We start from the raw sequence: 18102 nt of genomic DNA, 5'->3' as shown, positions 1-18102 counted from the left end.
AGCGTTAGGTCATACTTGCTCACATTGCGACGTGTTAGATTTTTTTATATAATATCTAATAAAAGGAGGCCGTCATGAGTACATCCCAAGCCATTCGAGAACGTATCGCTGCCCAGTTGGCAGGTGAACCTTTCACGCCTGCTCTTTTTGCCGGGTTGGGGTCACGTGCGGCTATTGATCAGGCACTGATGCGGCTTAACAAGGCTGGCAGTATTGAGCGCATCGGCCATGGTTTGTATGTCGTACCCAAGGTGGGCCGCTTTGGCATCAAGACGTTGCCCGCACCTGAGCAGATAGCACATATACTGGCTGATGCGGAAGGGGCGACGATTGAGATCCATGGTGCCGAGGCCGCACGGCGTTTCGGCTTCTCTACGCAGATGCCTGCGCAGGCGGTGTTCTATACCAGTGGTTCGTCCCGTGCTGTCCGGCTAGGAAAAATGACGGTCCGCTTGCAACATGTCGCCTCACGCAAACTGGTATTGGCTGGTCGACCCGCAGGTCAGGCGTTGTCGGCGCTCTGGTATCTGGGGCGTCATCAGGTCACGTCCGGTACATTTCGGCGAATCGCACAAAAGTTGGCTCCTGCTGAATTTCAGGCTTTGTGTTCCGCCAAGGCGTCGATGCCTGCATGGATGCTGGAAGCATTGAGTGGTTACGAACACAGTGAGGCGACACATGTCTGATACGTCAGTTTTATCCTATTTTGATCTGACGCCCGTTGAGCAGGCCGAGCTATTGAATGGTCTGGCACCGGCGCTGGGGCGTCGCGCTGAAATTCTGGAAAAAGACATCTGGTTGTGCCAGATACTGGGCGTACTCTTTGCATTACCCTGCTGCAAGCCGATGGCCTTCAAAGGAGGGACGTCTCTGTCGAAGGTCTATCAGGCGATCGAACGTTTCTCCGAAGACATCGATGTCACCATTGATTATCAAAGCCTTGTGTCGGATGTGCCCGAGTTGGCCACACTTTCTGGGAGCAAGCGCCGCAAACTGTCTGACACGCTCAGGGATACCTTGGCTGCGCATGTCAACGGGGAACTGGTGCCGGCACTACGTGCGACATTGCTACAGAGTCTTCCAAATCACGAAATCACGATTGAAATCAGTGATAATGCAGAAGAACTCAGGCTCTATTACCCCAGTGCAGTGGAGAACACCGATCCCTATCTGCGGCCCAGCGTGTTGATCGAGTTCGGCGGTAGGAATGCGACCTTTCCCCAGGATGTGCTGACCATCGTGCCGGACATTGCCGCCTATGTGCCGGACTTGGTATTTCCAACAGCGCAAGTTGCCGTACTGTCGCCGATGCGTACCTTTTGGGAGAAGGCAACGCTCATTCATGTTGAATGCAACCGCCCGGAACTGCGTGGTAGCGCTGAGCGGCTGTCGCGGCATTGGTACGATTTGGCGCGGCTTGCTGACCATGATATCGGTCGCCAGGCTTTGGGTGATATTGCGCTGTTGCGGGATGTACTGAACATCAAAGAAACCTTCTTTCGTAGCGGCTTCAGCCATTACGATCGCTGTTTGACGGGAGAACTGAGGCTGATTCCGGATGCAGCGCTGCTTGATGCGTTGAGGCAGGATTATCAGGCGATGCTGAACGCCCAGATGTTCTATGGTGAAATCCTGTCGTTTGCTGACATTGTTGAACGGCTGACCAGCTTGGAAAAGCAGATCAATCAGAAACACTGAGCTGTTCCATAGCGTGTATACCACGCGCATGATCAATCATTTCGGTCACTTTGAACGCGGCATCCAGCTCGCTAATGCCGAACTGCTGCATCAGTTGGTAGCGTTCGGCTTTTTCCTCGGGCTCGGTCTGTGCCAGGGCGAGATAGAGGCTGGGCGGTACGGCACGAAATAGCACCTCCAGGCTCTTGGAGAGGATGACGCCTTCGGTGAACTTGCCGGATTCTTTGCGTGCGGACAGCATCAGCGCTTTCTGCGCGGGTGTCAGTTCCCTGAATCGTGCGATTTTCTCGACTTCGTCGGGCGGCATCGACAGGCAAATCCACCACTCGATCATGTTGAGCATCGGTTCTGCGGCCTTTGGCAGATCGTCGATGTTCTGCGTTGCGAGCCAGAACCATGCCCCAAGTTTGCGCCACATTTTCGTGACCTTCACGACGTAGGGCGAGAGCAAGGGGTTTTTGGTGATGATATGGCCTTCGTCCGTCACGTTGAGGATAGGGCGGCCCAGGAACTGGTCGCGCTCGGCGATGTTGTTGACGGTATTGATCAGCGAGATGTAGGCGATCGACAGTTGTGCGTTGTAGCCTTCGCGTGCATAGGTCGCCAGGTCGACCAGGGTGATATCGGCCTCAGGCCAAGGGGTACCGTCGCGGTCAAACATTTCTCCGTCGCTGCCCTGGCAGAACATATCCATCGCGTCGGCCATCTCCAGCAAACGGGCACGCCGGATTTCTGGCAGCGTAGTGTCATGACCACGCTCACGCAGCGCATCGCGCACATCGCGGGTCAGTACGGTACGGTTGGCAGCGACGCAGCGCTGAGCGGCGTCCAGAATACATTGGCGGATCAACGAGCGGTCAGCCCGTGTCATGCGGGCTTCTTCCTTGTCTTCACCCCCCGTGATCATCAGGCGTGCCGTGATCTCCAGTTCGCCCAGCACATCACGCTGTTCGTCAGCCTCAGTTTCCTTGTTCTGTGGCTTGTCATCCAGTTCATCGGCATCGAGTGTTTGTACATCACTCGGAGCTTCAATGAGTCGGCGGGCGTCGGCGAACGGTGCGAGACTGACGCCAGCTCCTGGAGCGAGCTTGACATGGTTGACGGTCAGCCCTAAACGCCGGGCGAACTCGCAGAAAAGCCCGAAGGAATTGCCAGCCTCCACAATGAAGATCCGTGGACGATAAATGGCTGTGACCTGATTAAGCAGGTTGTTGAGGGTGGCGCTCTTGCCCGACCCCGTAGGGCCGAACAGGAAAAGGTGCGCGTTCATCTGCCGATCCAGGCGGTTGAAGGGGTCGAACGTGATCAGTCCTCCACCTCGATTGAAGACAGTGATTCCCGGGTGACCTGTACCCCGGCTACGTCCCCAGGTCGGTGAGAGGTTGGCCACATGCTGGGCGAACATCAGTTGTGTGTACCACTGTTTGCGGTCCTGGGCTGGGTTGTACATACATGGCAGCCAGCACAGATAGGTGTTGAGCGGGGCGGCCTCGTCCTCTTCGCGTACAGGCTGCAGGCCTGCGCCCAGCATCACGTTGGCCAGTTGCAGCCCCCGGCTGTCGAGTTCTTCTTCATCCCTACCACGCAGGTAAAAGGCCAGGCTGGCACGGTAGAGTTTGTGGGAACTACCGATCAGTGAGCGCGCCTCTTGCACATCCGCCAGGGTTTGTTCGGACGCCAGCGTCTCGCCAACAGATTTCTTTGCCAGATGATTCAGGTGTGCTTCGAGTACGTCCTGTGGTGTGGCAACCAGTGTCAGACACATTATCGTGTTTTCCGGCATCTGGTCGAACAAGGTATTGATTGCGTCGCCTTTGCGATTCTCGCCTGTCATATGACCCACACTGGGCGGAGTGCGCAGGCGATCGGTCGTCATAACCCGATGCGGCATGCCGTCAAAGTGCCACTCGCCCCGTGCCGTATCTGAACGTGGCTGGCCGAAGAACAGTCTCTGGCTGAAATCGCACCCAGAGGCCAGCTCGATTTCGTTGACGTCGTGGGTGTCCGGGTAGGCGGTCAACTGGTAGAAGCGTTCGCGGTCTTCGGCACTGGGGCCCAGCAGCGTGGGACGTGGGTTGAACCAGCGCAGCAGCCAGTTGTGGATGTGCGATGCGTCCAGACGCTGTACGCGGATACCTGCGTTGGCCAGACCACCGCTCAGGCGATCACAAGCCACGTTCAACGCTTGCTCGGGCATCAGACCACGTCGCGTCGTGCTGCCTGCGGTGCGGCGATAGACGACCATGCGTACCCGTCGAGTTTGCCCTCGCCAGGGCAGACGCGTGACCGTCGTATCCTCGAACAGGCCTCCCGGCTTTGCTACTGCGCGCAGGTGATGGGCCATCGAATGCAGATAGAATTCGGTGAAGCGTGAGCTCTGCGCACGTGGCTGGATGTAGCCCTTGAGGGTCTGCAGATACTGATCAAAGTTGGTCTCGTCCTGAGCGTAGAGTTGCAGTACCCAGGGATTGTCGTCGAGCTCGTCAAAGCTGTCCTGCAGCGCGTTTTCCAGCGCATTCCGTGCCTGAGCCAGCCAGACAGGTTCGCGGCCTTCTGTACCCAGCGGGGTCAGTTCAAAGAAGGCGGCGACTGAGACACCATCTTCCAGCAGCATACTTTGTGATTCGGGCAAATATTCAACCCAGGGCAGCAACGCGACAAACGACGGGGCAACCTCGTACAAGGCCTGCTCATCGGCCTGGGTGGCGGGACGGCTCCCCCTTACGCTGGTACCGGGTTCGGGAATACCTGCCTGCTGTAGTGTATCGATGTGGCGCTGCCAGTCGTCCGGCTGTTCGCCTTTGGTCGGCACAGAGGGCTTGCGCCAGGGAGGCGACCAGACCATCAGTAATCCTCCGTACGTTCGCCCGGCATCGCGTATTGCACACGCTGGTAGAGGGGGAAGATGGTGGTGTAACCGGGTACAGGAACCGGGTCCGTCCCCGCCAGATGCGGGAACACGTACATCAGCAGGTCGGGGTTGGGCAGCCGCAGAAACTGGCTGCGTACTTCATTGGCGGCGGTACGCGTGTAGTGTGCCTGTTCTGCAGGAGCAGCTTGCCCATCCGCATGGCTAAGTGGACGGCGCAAGCTCTGACGGGCATCGAGCAGTTGGCGATAGGCCATCTGTCCCACTCGACCTCCATTGCCGCTTTCTTGCTGCCATATGTCCTGCATGGTGCGACCCCCATGGGGTAACAAGTCTTCCTTGCTCGTGGCGCAGCCGGTCAATACGGTCACGGATAGCATGATTGTCAGCGGTTTAGTCCAGTTCGAGCGCATGGCTTTCTCCTGTACGATGGTCGACCTTGCGGCCTTCGGTGTCGTAGTCAATGGCGAGCGGTTTTTCGAGGTGAACGGCGACGTGTGCGCCGGGCTTCACATAGACTGCTGCGAAGGCCTGACCATAGAGTTTGTTGACCCAGTCCGACATGTCACGTACGCCGCCGGCAAGAATGTGGCCCACAGCCTCGTTGCTGCTGAAGCCCACGGTGCCGATGGAGCCGTCGGCACCGGCGTAGGACATCTGACCATTGTCCGAATCGATGAGCGATGCCGCACCTGCGCCTGCTGCGGTGATCAAAGCTTGTGTACCGAGATACTGCTGGGCATTGCTGCGGCGCTCGCCGGACACGCACGGGATACCGTAGGGGTCACTGATCCACCCGAGACCGTTCTGGTCATTGCTTTGCTGATTACTGCGTTCGCTGTCTTCCGGAATAGTGCGGATGGTGCCGTCGTGGAAAACGAAGGTGATTGAGCGTACCTGTCCCCTGACGCATGAGAGCGTCCAGTCGCCGGACGTGGTGCCACTGAACACAGCGCCAGCCACATCGGGGATATTGATGCCGTTGGCCGTCAGGTTGTCGGGGCCGACCAAGACTTTGAAAGGGTAGGGGTCATTGACGGTGCCATCGATCGGGACGCGGCCAATCAAGGCTGTCATCGCGACTGAACCCATCAGTGTTGAATTGGTGGGTACGGTGTAGACGGCTCTGGCGGGGTTGGCTCCGGTCGCGTTTGTGCTGGCACTGGTGACGCTTTCGACCGTGGTGTCCAGCGTCTTCTGGGCGGGCCCGAAACGTGTCGGAAAGTTCAGCGCAGCGTTGCCATAACGGGCATCAGCCTGTCTGGCATCGTCAGGCTCTACCCAGCGAATCGTGGTCTCGTCGCTGAATCCTTCAGCATCCCCGTCTCGCAGGCCAAGGCCGACTGGCAGGTCACCGTGACCGGCGTTGCCGATACTGTCCAGTCGCCGTTGCAAATCTGCCAGCAGGCCCTCAGTTTGTTGGCGCTCGTTGTTGAGTTGCTCCTGGTCGCGGCGAAGGCTGGCCCGCTCGGATTCCAGTGTGGTACTGATACGCTGGTCAATGGCACTTTCACGTTGACGCAGACGCTGGTTTTCTTCTCGTTGTGCCCGGTTGTCGGTGGTGGCGGTTTGTAGCTCAGTGCGTAATTGCCGAACCTGGGCCACCAGCGTCGCGACAGTATCGCGTGGCGTGTCTCCTTCGATGCCCAACGCCTTCATTTCTTCTGGGGTGAGCTGGCTGCCCGTCTCTGCCGTGACAGGGGACTGTGTGCCGCCACCAGAGAACAGGCGGATGCCAACAAACAGGACCAGCAGTGCGACGGGGATCATAAGCCATTTCAACAGACCGTTACTGCGCATGGTGTACCTCCGTTGTCGGGGGCGTGGTGGCAGGCACGTGCATGGCAGGATCAAAGCGTTGGATGGCGGGCAGTAGCGACTGCGGCAGTCCGTGCTTGCGGGTAACCAGATACAGCACCGTGGTGTCTTCGGGGGAGCCGCGTGGGCCGAGCGCCGTATGTTGGAAAGTGGCGGTGAGGAAATCACCTTGCAGTGCGCGTGGATCGAGTTCAACCCAGCCATTGCCTGTATGGGCCAGTCGCACGGCAGTGACCCACTGATCTTCCAATCGCCATGAAGCCAGCGCTTTGGCCTCTACAGGCAGTGTCGGCAGCAGCGTATCCAATGGCAGGTCGCGGCGCAAGCTGATGCGCATTATGCCGGGTACAGACTCTAGGGTGCGTAATGGTGCGTACAAGCTTTGTGCGGCGTAACGTGTGAGTACCACGGCCACAGGTGTTTCACGTTGCGCGGGTCTGGCCTGGTTTGTTGTGGGGGCGGGGGTTGCGTTGTCTGGCGGCTGACCATAGCGGGGTGGGGTGGCATGACCCTCAACGATGCGTATCGGTTCAAGTGCTGGCTCGCCGTCTTTGGCTGGTGTGGCCGCAATGTCGAGCAGGATCAGCGCACCGCTGTCGGCGTCCTGCAACTGCAATCGGGTGGGGTCGATAGGCTCGCTGGCACGCAGGTAGATGGCTCCACCTGCGCTCTGTACACGCAGACGGTCGCCGATGCTGGCCGGGATGCCGACACGGACATTGCGATCTACGAACACAATGCGTTCCTGCCCAACAGAAAGTGGCACGGCAAGTGGCAGTCGCTCCCAAAGCAGGATTTCCACGGCATGGAGCGCAGGAGCCTGTACCAAGGCTATCAGCACTAGCCAGATGAGACGGAGACGATGATGCTTCATGGGGATTCTCCTTGTGTGCCCAGGCCGCCACGATTGGGTGCATCCTGTGCCAGAGGTGCGATGCGCTGCGGGGCACCGTCATAGCAGTCGAGCATGAGGCCGAACGGGTTACGGGCTGGATCGATATCTGCACGCGTCACTTTCACTGGATAGCGCACCAGAGCGCGTTTGACCTGCTCTGGGCCGTGGTACTCGTCGGCGCTGAGATCGAGTGTGACGACCCAATCGCGGTCAGAGACCACGCGTACCCGCGTTGTAGGATTATCGCCATAGCCGCGACCGGGGATTTCGTAGACGCCGCGTACACGTTGCCGAAGTTCGCCCGTGCTGCGGCGATAGTCGTAGTCTGACTGCAGAAAGGCGCGGCATGCCGGGGTGAAATACGGTGATAACGCATGAAGGTTGCGTGTGTAGTCCTCTTCTCCGTTCGTCGGCCAGCGGTTGAGTTGCTGGAACACATAAAAGGTGAAGGCGTAGACCGATTCGGGGGGCACCTCCCACCAGACCCGGGAACTCCCCGAGCGCAGATCGGGGGGGACATGGATCGTCAGATCACGCGGTGCGCTCCACCAACCGGCACCCATTACCAGAGTCACCAGCAGTAATGCGCTGGCACCGATGCGAAGGGTCTTGATGTGTGCTTGCAGATGCGCGACTTCGTTCTTGAATCGGCTCATCGTATCGCCCTCTGGTTTGACCAGAAACCAGTGCGTGTTATTAGCCGGTGCCCACCGACCCAGCTAGCGAGCAGCGGATAGCGAATTGTGATGTGCCATTGCAACTGACGATACAGCCAGGTATCAGGCCGGCCGCGTTTCTGTCGTCGCAGGAAGCCGCCACCGATGAACACGCCGCAGGCGATGCCCAGCACAATGCAGGTCGGTGCCAGAGCGATGGTTGAAAGCAACCAGGACAGCGGCACGCCGATGAGCAGCCCAGCGCTACCGGACAGGCTGCAGCAGATCCACAACTCATCAGCCGTCAGGCCGCGTACCACCACTGGATGTCGATTAAGACGATGTGGCAGGAACGTGATTGTGCTGTCCGTGCGGACATGTGGATGCTCTGACATGTCCAGTCCCTCTTACAAAATGCCAGTGGCTTCAGTGAGCAGCCAGATGCCGACCACCAGCAGCACCGCCCCAACGGCGACTGTCAGGCCGAATTGGCCCCAGGTTTTCTTGCCGTTGTGGATTTCGGCGTAGGTGCCATAGGCGTGGTAGCTCACCCCGATGAACATGCTAGCGACCACCAGCAACGCCACCAGCAGCACGATGTCGTAGCCGTAATTGCGGATGGTTTCCATGATGCCGCCACCGGTGCCCCGAGACGGGTTTTCCAGTTGCGGCAATCCTTGGGCGAACGACAGTGCAGGCAAGGTGGTTAGGCTCAAAACCAGCGCGGCACGCTGAACGAGACGAGTGAAATAGAGGTGGTGCTTCATGGTACTGATCCTTTCTGGTTATGAGAGGAGGAAAAACGTCAGCACGAGGTACATCGTAAGAAAGCGCACCATGACGCTGAGGAACTGACGCTGGTTGAGTTTGTTCTCGGCCCAACCAAAATAAGCGGTGCGGATGGCCCATGAACCCCAAAGCAGCAGCACTGCGAATACGACGCCGATCAGAACGGTGGACATGGTTGCAGGTGCGATACCGCTATTAGCTTGGAAGGCGTTAATTTGTTCGGCAGTCATGGCTGGTCCTTCAGGGAAATGTTGCTGTGTTCTGCTGTCGATTCCTGGCGGTAGTTACCTTTCAACTCGGCAGGGTCCCGTGGCTGGGCGCGGGATGGCGTGAGATGAGACTGGATACCGATGCGTATACGATCAAGGTCATCGCGTAACCTTGGGTAGTCGAAGTAATAGCGTTCGCCTAGCTCTGCGGGGGTTCTGGATGCGCTCTGCACGACGAGGCGTTCCAATGCGTCGAGTTGCCTTAGTGCAGCAGCAAGATCCTGGCTCTGCGCCGGTGTGTCGGCATGGGCAGAGAACGAACTGCCGAGCATTAGGGCTGCGGAGAGAAAAATGGGCGCGCTGCGGCGTACAGCGCGAAGCTGGGTTGGGAGAACCATTGCTCCATTCCTCGGTTTATTGAGTAATGGCGTTATGTTGGTGGAATGCGTGCTGCAAAACTGCAAACAATCGGAACTGCGCAGTTACCGAATTGATGGGGGAAGGCTCTTTTACATACAGTTCACGGTTTGGTACAGCCTTTAAGTACTATCTCTCTCGTTGTCAAATCAGGAATGGCATCGCTGATTTGCCATAGTCGAATACCGAGTGTAAGACGATGATGAAGGTAAGGAGGGATAGGTAATTAGATCTATGCCTCGACTACCTTGGTGAGGTTGTCGAGGCTATTGATCCGAGATTGTGGGGCTAAAGATCTTGCCAGAGAACTGGTTTTGCGTTGTTTAGTGGTAGATCTAGCGCCGCCAGCAACGACTGTTTATCAGGCCACTCATTCAGATCGCGTACTGCAATCGTCCATTGAGCTTGGGCCACACCGGGTTGTGCGAGTAGCGCTTGGAAGTACGCGGCATCGACATCCGATAGAGAATGACCTAGCACGATCACTTGTTCTACGGCGACTAGGGACTTGAAGAAAGAGGCGTGTTGAGTGATAAGTTCGGCAGAGTGCTTGAAGGTGAGCGAGAAATAGTTGTCGATTATGTCGTTAGCTTCCATTAATCGCGTGTCTATCCCTGAAATATCATGGCGATCGTTTAGCGACCTGCGTGCCGATGGATTCCAGGCATGCCCGAGAATCAGCACTTCGTCCGGTTGTGCAGCGCAGCCATGGATGAATAGGATGCACTGAGGGGAAACACCATAAACACCGATCAGCGTGCTGGTGTAGTTGAAGTTCAGAAACAGCGCTTGCTGATCCATACGTGACAGCACACTGGGAACGTTATCGTGTGTGGGAATGTGGAGCGTACGAACCCAGTCTGCGAAATGTGCTTGTAGTTCCTTCGATAGCCTATCGACGACATTCTTTACCTCGTATTGGAAATCGTGATGTCCTGAATCGCTCCAATCTTCGGCGTTATAAGACGTCATGAAATGGCCGAGGTTGTCGAGCAGCATGTCCGCGTCCAGCATAGACAGTGCTTGTTCCAATTCGCTCCAGTTTTCTCCGGCTGGGAGGTATTCCTCCACTTCACGGTAGACGTCGCTGTCCACGTTTTGTACGTAATCTTTGAAGTGTCCGAAGGTGGATGGGATACCATGCCAGAGATCAAAACCGTTGCCGATGATGTAGAGTGTGGTAGGTGGCATTTTGCCTCCGGTAGGGCATTTTGTGTTGAGGGGAAATAACGGTTATCTGATTTTTAATATCTTAGATAGCTTTGCGGGAAGTATTAATATCATAGAAGGTCTCTAAGTGCCTATATTTTGGCAGAGAGTTTTATCTAAATATTATTATCAATATTCGGGATTTCGAGAGAAATCCATAATTGATGCTATCTTGAAGAATTATTCAAAGTACCATCCAGAGGATGGAGATTTTCACTTTTTCTGGGAATGGCGTCGACTTTTTTGGAGAGATTGAATGGAATGCTTCCGTATTGATGAAAGTGGCTATACTGGTTTCGACCTCTTGAACGCAGAGCAACCTTTTCAAGGTGCGACAGCTATAGCGATCGAGGATGCCGATGCGCGTCGATTGATTCGCGAACACTTTCCCAAGCTCCAGGCCGATGAACTCAAGTATCGCTCTCTTGCTCGTCGCTCAACTAATCATCCTCGTTTGCTTGCTTTGCAAAAAGATCTGCTAACACATTACAAATGTATAACTTACGTCTGCAACAAGCGCTACCTTTTGCTGCTGATGTTTTTGGACTACGCAGTGGAACCTTTCTACTACGAGCGAGGACAAAACTTCTACGTTAATGGCCAGAACTACTCACTTGCGTCACTGCTGTACACGGCTGGCCCCACGCTTTTCGGCCGTGAAGCCTTCAATGAACTGCAGGTTTCATTCCAACATGCTGTCAAAGAGAAATCGTTGCAGTCACTTGGTGATTTGGTGCAGGCTGCTCGCAACACTCACTGGCAAAATTTACCAGAAGCTCTTGGCCCGTTGGCCAAATATGCAGCCCCCGAGTGCTTAGAAGCGATCGCCTCGCCAGGAGTCAGCACCGATGCTGCGATGGTTGTGCTGCAGTCACTAATTAGTCGTATGGAAGTCATAGCTGATGGTGCCTATCGTGTTGAACATGACCAATCCAAGAATTTACTTACTTACCACGATCTCTTACAGCGTTATATTGATCACGACGAGTCAATCACTTTTCGCGAGACTGAGATTACAAGCATCACTTTTCCACTCAAATTGCAGTCCGTGACGCAGGTGGACTCGAAGAGTAGCCCAGCCGTGCAATTGGCCGATGTGATGATCGGTGCCGCCATTGAGGCGGCTAACACGCTCACGGGACAGAGACGCAATGGGGGGTTGGATGCTCAGGCCGTCTTGGCCCTATATGCGGAGCATCAACTTATTCACATGTTGCCCTCAATCGATTTTGATGAACAGAAGAGATTCCGTCAAGGGACACAGGCGTCGGAGGTTATTGATTATTTCGCATCCCATTTTCACAAGTGACAGGATGTGTTTGCGGTGAATAGGTCAGCATGATGCCTGCATCTTGCATGACATGAAAAATGTTCTACATCGGGACTCGGTTATGCAAGAGTGATCTACCATCATGGTTTGCTTTGTGCGGCATAGATAATGGGAGCAGAGTTGATATTGATTGAATTTTTTATAAGTATTTCTTAAAACTACTCGCCGTCAGAGCCACCGCGACGCTCAACAATGCAGCACCTGGTAGCAGTATTAGCAGCGGATGCATCGATATCGGCAGCGCCAGATAGGTTACCCAGGGCAGCACAGCCAGCGGCAGTAACGCGGCCTTTGCCCTGTGGTAAATAAAGCCTGATTCCCGACCCGCTCCAAACCTGCGTACATCGCGCCGCACCAGACCATCAACCAGGCCCACAAACACAGCCGTGACAATGAGCGGCAATGTCAGTACCAGTACCAGCAAGCGCACCATGAACGTCAGTACGGTGAAGGCTGCGGCGATCAGATAGTTTTCTGACCACACATAGACTTGGCTCTCGAAGTAGCGGAAGTCGCGCGTGGGTGTCTGGCTGGGAACACGCGCACGCTCGGCGGTCTGCTGCATGCGCTCAAGCAGTCCAGTTTTGACGAACATCCATTCATACCCGGTATCGACAATCTGGTGTGCCGTACGCCCTGGCTCTTGCACGATGGCGCTGCGGGTGAAGTGAGCCGATAAGTGTTTCATCTCATACTGCAACATCGCCTGAGAGTGCCGCCAACCTTGGCCTTTCCAGAAAAGATGCATACCTGCGCATTCCACGATGATAGAAATCAGCAATGAGCCAATCAGCACTCCCACTAACCTGAATGGCAAGGTAATGACACTCGCCAGCAGGCTTTGTCGGCGTGTTTGCTGATGTTGTGCCGTAGCCGCTGGATCACTCATGGTGCTTTACTCTGGTCGGTAAGACTGTCGGCATCTTCGTCGAGCAATTCAGGCGGTAGAGCGTGCTCCTGCAGAGTAGGCGATCCCTGATTCTGCCACCATTGACCCGTATCGGTATAGCTTTGACGCATGTAGCCTGCTAACTGCTGAAGATCCATCGGCATGATTTCATCCGGATCGGGGGCGGGCAGGGGCATGCGGACTTTCCACAGGTTGCCACCTTGCAGCAGTGCAAAGCATTGCCCTTTCGGAAGTTGAACAACGTGTGACGGCTCAATCATCGGCACGCTCGACATGCTGATGCGATCCTGCGTGTTGCTGGTGAAGTCGGTTTTGGCGTGGATGTCGGAGCTGTCTGTCGCGCCGCTGACCACGGTCGTTGTGTAGACCTCCACCTTGGGCAACTGTTTTGTGAGCAGTTCGGCGGTGGCTGTCTCGCGCACGCGCAGCATGAACAGGTTGTTGAAATTGCCGACGACTTGACCGGCTTTGGCACGATTGCCAATGCGAGCTTCAATATCACTGAGGGTCTGAGTGTAAGCGGTTACCTGGATGCCAGCGCCGCCCCCTTTGTTGATCATCGGGATGAATTCGTCGCCCATCAGTTCATTGAATTCATCGGCATGAACGTTGATCGGCACTTTTGTGTCAGCCGATGCACCTGGCAGGCCATCGTCGATGCCGAATTTATAGATGTGTCCGGCCACAGAGACCATATCGCTGAACATCGAGTTGCCCACCGCAGCGGCGACTTCGGCATCGGAGAGCGCATCAAGTCCGACGTAGACGACCGCGCGTTTTCTGATGATCTGCATCCAGTCGAAAATCGGTCTCGGGTCGGTCAGATCCGAATAATTTGGGGCCAGCAATTGGGCGATTTTGCCACTGGTGAGCTTTTCAAGCAGAGGCAGCAGGCTGGCGACGATCTTGTCAAAGTACGTTTTGTCGTAGCGAACCGCTGATCTTAGTCCGTCCAGTACGGGATCGTAGTTACGGGCCTGGCTAAGGTATTGTTCAAGGGCGACTACGCGCTTTTCGCGACCGATCATGTTCCTGGGAATGTTCTTCTCATTGAGCTTGGCTTCAATCTGGACGATGACCTCCCAGGCTTTCGGTTCTGTGCGGGCGAAGTAGTGCCGGGCGTACTCGATGAACAACGCATCGATATTGATGACATGGCGCTGGATCAGCAGGTAGTCCGGACGTTGCCCCAGCTCGATCAATGCGCGTGCAATCACATTGACGAATCTCCAGGCAAATTCTCTGAATGCAGCAGAGTTACCCTCCCCGGAAAGCTGCCCTGCGATGCGGGTCGCGACTTCGCTGATGCGACCAAAACGCCCCACCGCGTTGTAACGAGCGCTGATCTCCGGCCACCCTAGATGAAACACGTAGAACGCATTCTCTCTGCCTGCACGTCTGGCCTCGACGAACATTCTTTTGAGCAGATCCGCGTCGCCTTTAGGGTCGAAAACAATGACCACTTCGTGCTCGCCCAGATGATCCTTTCGACGGATATCCTGGGTGATGAATAATTCAGCCAGCCGCGTTTTGCCTACGCGCGTGGTGCCCAGTACCAGGGAGTGGCCGACACGTTCACCCAAGGGCAGGCTGACATCCACCTCGTCAGGCTCAATACCATGCAGACGCGGTAAGCCGCCAACGGGCGGTAATGGCCGCACCGGATTGAGCGGTATATCCCAGGTCGTAAGACGGGGTAGTTGCGATAATGGGAATGGTGCGAACTCCAGCCGCTCCTCCAGACGTCGGGCCAATTGGTAGGCGGATGTCGGCTCTACATAACGCCTGAACTCAGGTCGGTAGGTTTGCATCAACCGGTGAGTGTGTTTCTGCTCCCAACGGAATCCTTTGCCAATGAACAAGCGTTGTTGGCTTACTGGCACGTCGCGGCTGGTCATCACGTAACGCGGCAGGCGGCGGATATTGCGTCGATAGCGCAGGATCACCTGTGCATCGCGCCAGCGCAGTGTGCCAAAAATTCCGAAGGCCAGTGCGCTGCCGATGCCTATGTCCGGACTCAGCGCGAGAGCCCATGGAGCCGTGAGACACAGCAGTGCGGCTCCGGCGCAAACTGCAACGGTATAGAGTTCTACGGGTGGACGCAGCAGTACCTCGACCGGCTGGGACTGTGCCATTGTGTTATTGCTCAATGCCCGTGCTGGTGATGAGCGCGGGGTAATGCCGCAGGCCAAGTCGCTCAGTCAGGTCATCGGCCGCCACTGGCGCAAGCTGCAGACCTGGTGCGATAGCACGCAGGCGTGTCAAGCCGTCTTTGGTCTCGACGTTGACCACCAGGCCGATGGCACCTCGTTCGTGAAGTAATACGCTTTGGCGCTGCAGCCACACATGGGATGCCTTATCGTCACCGACAAGAAAGAACGGTTGCAGGCCCGGTACATCGATGACCCGGCGTGCTACGGTGCCAGGGGAGAGCCCCGGGCTGCGTACTGGCAGCATGTCTGCTTCGGTTGCTGGATTTACCTGTATCGGTGGAATGGTAATGGGATAGCGTGGAGTATCGGGTGAACGTACCTGAAGGTTGAGCGCCTCGTAGTACGGCAGAGCAGAGGCCCCGCCGTGGTTTTCCACCACAATCGGCGGCTGGGCTGCGTGAATCAACGGCGATACGGTGGTCAGTGTTAGGAACAGGCCGTATGCCGTCTTGATGTGGATCGTCATGGGGTGGTTTCCTTGCTGAGAGTGGTGGGGACAGTTTGCTGCGGCCCCAATACACGTTGAAGGTGTTGCGACACACTGCGCCGGTAGCGTGCCGCAGGCGCACCGCCAGCAGGTCGGTGGTAGCGACCCATTGCCAGCAGCCAGTCTTCGCCGGGGATATGTTGCTCCTTGAGGATCTGTGCCGCGATCGTCAGGTTGTTGTACGGATCGAGTAAGTCGCAGGGCTGGCGGTAGCGGTGCTTTTGCCAACCGAGATTGATCTGTCCCAGGCCCACGTCAATGCGGGTAAGTGGTACGTCTTGCAGGGCCTGGTGTACTCCTGCACAGGCCTGAGCCTGGCTGATGTATCGGCGAGACTGGCCTGCCACATTCAGCGACCACGGCCACGGCACGATACGCTCTGCACGGCGCACACCACTTTCCTGCAACGCCACTGCATAAAGGACGACAGAGGGAACACCCGCGCGTTGAGCCGCCAACTGGTAGGCCTGTGGGGGGATCTCCTGGGCCTGAGCCAGGCCAGCCATCAGTATGCTTACCAGCAACGTCCACCTTCGTTGCATGGATGTCAGGGCTGACGCTGCCATTGACCATTTACCTGTCTGACACTGGCGGGCAGGTCTCCGGACAGCCCAAGAGACAACCAGCGACCTGCGTCGTGGTTCAGTGTGATGGTGCTATTGCGTACCTGCTCTGGGTCAATCTGTGCGCGTCTGGCCCAATCCCGGATGCGTACATCGTCCTGGCGTGAACCGACCATATACAGGTCGAAGGGCGTGCCGGAGGTCTGTAAGCGCTGCACAAGTTGGGCGCATGGCTGGCAATTCTCCTTGACGAACACCGCCGTGCGTCCGTTTCCGGTTACCGTGTTTTTGTTGAGTCCGGCATCAGGCAAATTTACCCGCAGCATGTCGGGATTCTGTCTTTGCCAGGCTTCGTCGTACGCTCGCTGATAGGCCAGCAGTTTTTCAACACGACGTGCTTCTGCCTGTACTTGTAGTTCGGCATAGCGTTGTCGCTCGTCGTCACTGCGGGCCTCGATGCCCAATGCTGATAGTGGGTCGAGGTTGGGTGAGTAGGTGCCGAGGGGCCCCTCCATGAGTTCGCGATAGCGCAACCATTCGTCAGTGTTCAAGCCCCAATCCTGCGCCAGACGTTCGTCCCGGTGCTGTTCGACCTTGGTCGGTACGATACGGGATTGCATCGTGGTGGAGGGCTGTGCCATCGCGGACATTGTCAGAGTGGCCAGTGTGGCAGTGAGGAGGATCGTCATCAGACGTTTCATGGTCTTCTCCATCAGGGGATCGCCAGGCGTCGTGTCTGCCCGGCACGGCTGAAAATTGCGGTGTCGTCATCGATGGTTTCCAGTCGCCACTGGCTCACGGTTTCACCGGGTAATACAAGCTGGATTTGCTCAGGTGCGAGTTCTCCACTGGCCGGTGCAATCGATACCATGCGTTGTCCTGCGCGCAACTCCAGACCCAGGATGCGAAACGGGAATGGCATTTTCCTGGGCGCGGTAGCAGTAGGATTGGTGGTGCGGCTGGTGGTTGGGGCGCTTTGAATGGCTGCTTTCTGTTGAGACTTGAGTTGCGCCAGCTCATCACGAAGCGTTTGCACGATTTGTGTGGGGGCGTAGTTTTCCTGCGTTTGCTCCATCTGAGCGATACGCGTTTCCAGACTTTGTTGCATGCTTCGTAAGGCTGTTGCACTGGCAGGGAGAGGGCGTGCTTCAAGAGCCCGTATGTTGTCGGCCAGCTCTGTCAGCCGATCCTCCAGTACCTGAACTTGCTGCAGGCTGGCATCCACCTGCTCGCGTTTGACCAGATCGGCTGTTGCGTGATAGTTCAGGACGGCAAAAGCAGTCAGAACACTCAGCCACACCCAGACCAGAAGTCGGATGGTCATGGTTGAGGTGTGTCTCAACGTGATGGCAGTGTTGTTCATGGTTGCCCTCCGGCAGGAGGGAGGGGCTTAACCGCTTCGGCGACCTGGGTGTCGCCATTTGCAGTGTCAGTGCCTGCGTCGATATCGGTGCGTTTGAAGCACACTTGTCGCGTACGGTTATCGACATACAGCGCCCAGAACGGCCCGGCCAAGGTAAGCAATGCCTCCCGCAAGGTCATCGGGCCGAGGTGCAGATGCGCAGCGGGCAGTGGCAGTGAATAGAGTTCAATAACAGACTGGGCCGTTTCGCAGAGCTGGTAGCCACTTCGCTTGAGGGCGTGCCGCAAGCCATCACCCACGGTAGCGCGGGAATGCTCGGGTATTGATACGTCGATCACCTGCAGCAACAGATCACGTTGCGCCGCATCGGGAGCCAGTTCAACCAGGGTATAGCGTCCGTAACGTACAACCGGAATGAAGTCCGGCGTAGCGTCGGGAACCGAAGCGACCGCTTTGATGGGCGGAGAGGGGGGCGGGGCAGTGGTTGTTGTACATCCGCTGCCCAAGGCTGCAATGATCAGCAGGTGGCTGACAAACAGCCGCCAGATTGAATGTGTTGGTGACATGGTTCAGCTCTCTATAGCGATGAGCTGCTACCTTCGTCTGAGGCGTGGGTTTGATCAGCAAAGAATGCGGATTGGGTGCCTTCCTTTTTGGCGTCGTTGACGCAGACAAA

At 56.5% G+C, this 18102-nt stretch carries 20 protein-coding genes; 3 read left to right on the top strand and 17 right to left on the bottom strand.

The genetic code is table 11. The features are described 5' to 3' along the window. Positions 1–74 precede the first annotated feature (74 nt). Positions 75–686: a DUF6088 family protein gene (locus J5224_RS02880; RefSeq protein ID WP_264623926.1), complete on the top strand. Its 612-nt coding sequence runs from the start codon at positions 75–77 to the stop codon at positions 684–686. Beyond that, on the top strand, positions 679–1698 hold the full coding sequence (locus tag J5224_RS02875) for a nucleotidyl transferase AbiEii/AbiGii toxin family protein (RefSeq protein WP_264623925.1): 1020 nt from the start codon (positions 679–681) through the stop codon (positions 1696–1698). Before J5224_RS02880 ends, J5224_RS02875 begins: the two co-directional genes overlap by 8 nt. On the opposite strand, the gene J5224_RS02870 is transcribed toward J5224_RS02875, so the two are convergent. From J5224_RS02870 to J5224_RS02825, 10 genes are all read right to left on the bottom strand, one after another. Continuing rightward, positions 1682–4543: a conjugative transfer ATPase gene (locus tag J5224_RS02870; protein ID WP_264623924.1), complete on the bottom strand. Its 2862-nt coding sequence runs from the start codon at positions 4541–4543 to the stop codon at positions 1682–1684. The two genes, J5224_RS02875 and J5224_RS02870, sit on opposite strands and share 17 nt — an antisense overlap. After that, positions 4543–4980 (bottom strand): TIGR03751 family conjugal transfer lipoprotein, encoded by a 438-nt coding sequence (locus tag J5224_RS02865; protein ID WP_264623923.1) that lies wholly within the window; start codon positions 4978–4980, stop codon positions 4543–4545. The genes J5224_RS02870 and J5224_RS02865 overlap by 1 nt, the downstream gene beginning before the upstream one ends. Further along, positions 4961–6367 (bottom strand): TIGR03752 family integrating conjugative element protein, encoded by a 1407-nt coding sequence (locus J5224_RS02860; protein WP_264623922.1) that lies wholly within the window; start codon positions 6365–6367, stop codon positions 4961–4963. The genes J5224_RS02865 and J5224_RS02860 overlap by 20 nt, the downstream gene beginning before the upstream one ends. Next, positions 6357–7259 carry a TIGR03749 family integrating conjugative element protein gene (locus J5224_RS02855; protein WP_264623921.1) on the bottom strand — a complete coding sequence of 301 codons (903 nt, stop codon included), beginning with the start codon at positions 7257–7259 and terminating at the stop codon, positions 6357–6359. The genes J5224_RS02860 and J5224_RS02855 overlap by 11 nt, the downstream gene beginning before the upstream one ends. Beyond that, positions 7256–7936 carry a PFL_4703 family integrating conjugative element protein gene (locus tag J5224_RS02850; RefSeq protein WP_264623920.1) on the bottom strand — a complete coding sequence of 227 codons (681 nt, stop codon included), beginning with the start codon at positions 7934–7936 and terminating at the stop codon, positions 7256–7258. Before J5224_RS02850 ends, J5224_RS02855 begins: the two co-directional genes overlap by 4 nt. Beyond that, positions 7933–8331: a TIGR03750 family conjugal transfer protein gene (locus J5224_RS02845; protein WP_264623919.1), complete on the bottom strand. Its 399-nt coding sequence runs from the start codon at positions 8329–8331 to the stop codon at positions 7933–7935. The genes J5224_RS02850 and J5224_RS02845 overlap by 4 nt, the downstream gene beginning before the upstream one ends. 12 nt (positions 8332–8343) lie before the next feature. Continuing rightward, a complete protein-coding gene (locus tag J5224_RS02840; RefSeq protein WP_264623918.1) occupies positions 8344–8703 on the bottom strand; it encodes a TIGR03745 family integrating conjugative element membrane protein in 360 nt (119 codons plus the stop codon). An 18-nt stretch (positions 8704–8721) separates the two neighbouring features. Further along, positions 8722–8955: a TIGR03758 family integrating conjugative element protein gene (locus tag J5224_RS02835; RefSeq protein WP_264623917.1), complete on the bottom strand. Its 234-nt coding sequence runs from the start codon at positions 8953–8955 to the stop codon at positions 8722–8724. After that, positions 8952–9332 carry an RAQPRD family integrative conjugative element protein gene (locus J5224_RS02830; protein WP_264623916.1) on the bottom strand — a complete coding sequence of 127 codons (381 nt, stop codon included), beginning with the start codon at positions 9330–9332 and terminating at the stop codon, positions 8952–8954. Before J5224_RS02830 ends, J5224_RS02835 begins: the two co-directional genes overlap by 4 nt. Positions 9333–9639: 307 nt before the next feature. Then, positions 9640–10542, bottom strand: coding sequence for a bacteriophage abortive infection AbiH family protein (locus J5224_RS02825; protein ID WP_264623915.1), 903 nt, complete (start codon positions 10540–10542; stop codon positions 9640–9642). Between the two features lie 274 nt (positions 10543–10816). Here J5224_RS02825 and J5224_RS02820 point away from each other — a divergent pair, with 274 nt between their 5' ends. Next, a complete protein-coding gene (locus tag J5224_RS02820; protein WP_264623914.1) occupies positions 10817–11869 on the top strand; it encodes a DUF3800 domain-containing protein in 1053 nt (350 codons plus the stop codon). 160 nt (positions 11870–12029) lie between these two features. Here J5224_RS02820 and J5224_RS02815 read toward each other — a convergent pair whose 3' ends face one another. Genes J5224_RS02815 through J5224_RS02785 form a run of 7 tightly spaced genes read right to left on the bottom strand, consistent with a single transcriptional unit; the run spans position 12030 to position 17992 of the window. Then, positions 12030–12779: a TIGR03747 family integrating conjugative element membrane protein gene (locus J5224_RS02815; RefSeq protein WP_264623913.1), complete on the bottom strand. Its 750-nt coding sequence runs from the start codon at positions 12777–12779 to the stop codon at positions 12030–12032. Further along, positions 12776–14935, bottom strand: a complete 2160-nt coding sequence (gene traD / locus J5224_RS02810; protein WP_264623912.1) for a type IV conjugative transfer system coupling protein TraD — start codon at positions 14933–14935, stop codon at positions 12776–12778. The genes J5224_RS02815 and traD overlap by 4 nt, the downstream gene beginning before the upstream one ends. Positions 14936–14939: 4 nt before the next feature. Next, entirely contained in the window at positions 14940–15479 is a 540-nt protein-coding gene (locus J5224_RS02805; RefSeq protein ID WP_264623911.1) for an integrating conjugative element protein, read from the bottom strand. Then, positions 15476–16066: a transglycosylase SLT domain-containing protein gene (locus J5224_RS02800; protein ID WP_264623910.1), complete on the bottom strand. Its 591-nt coding sequence runs from the start codon at positions 16064–16066 to the stop codon at positions 15476–15478. Before J5224_RS02800 ends, J5224_RS02805 begins: the two co-directional genes overlap by 4 nt. Next, the gene (locus tag J5224_RS02795; RefSeq protein WP_264623909.1) at positions 16048–16764 is read right to left on the bottom strand and encodes a TIGR03759 family integrating conjugative element protein; all 717 of its coding nucleotides are present in this window, start codon (positions 16762–16764) and stop codon (positions 16048–16050) included. The genes J5224_RS02800 and J5224_RS02795 overlap by 19 nt, the downstream gene beginning before the upstream one ends. Positions 16765–16775: 11 nt before the next feature. Then, complete coding sequence (locus J5224_RS02790) at positions 16776–17426, bottom strand: hypothetical protein (protein WP_264623908.1); 651 nt, start codon at positions 17424–17426, stop codon at positions 16776–16778. Then, positions 17423–17992 (bottom strand): PilL N-terminal domain-containing protein, encoded by a 570-nt coding sequence (locus J5224_RS02785; RefSeq protein WP_264623907.1) that lies wholly within the window; start codon positions 17990–17992, stop codon positions 17423–17425. The genes J5224_RS02790 and J5224_RS02785 overlap by 4 nt, the downstream gene beginning before the upstream one ends. Positions 17993–18102 lie beyond the last annotated feature (110 nt).

The organism is Candidatus Symbiopectobacterium sp. NZEC135 (genome assembly GCF_025962695.1).
The sequence above is the reverse complement of the archived record's forward strand: the minus strand, read 5'-3'. Positions and strand labels throughout refer to the sequence as shown.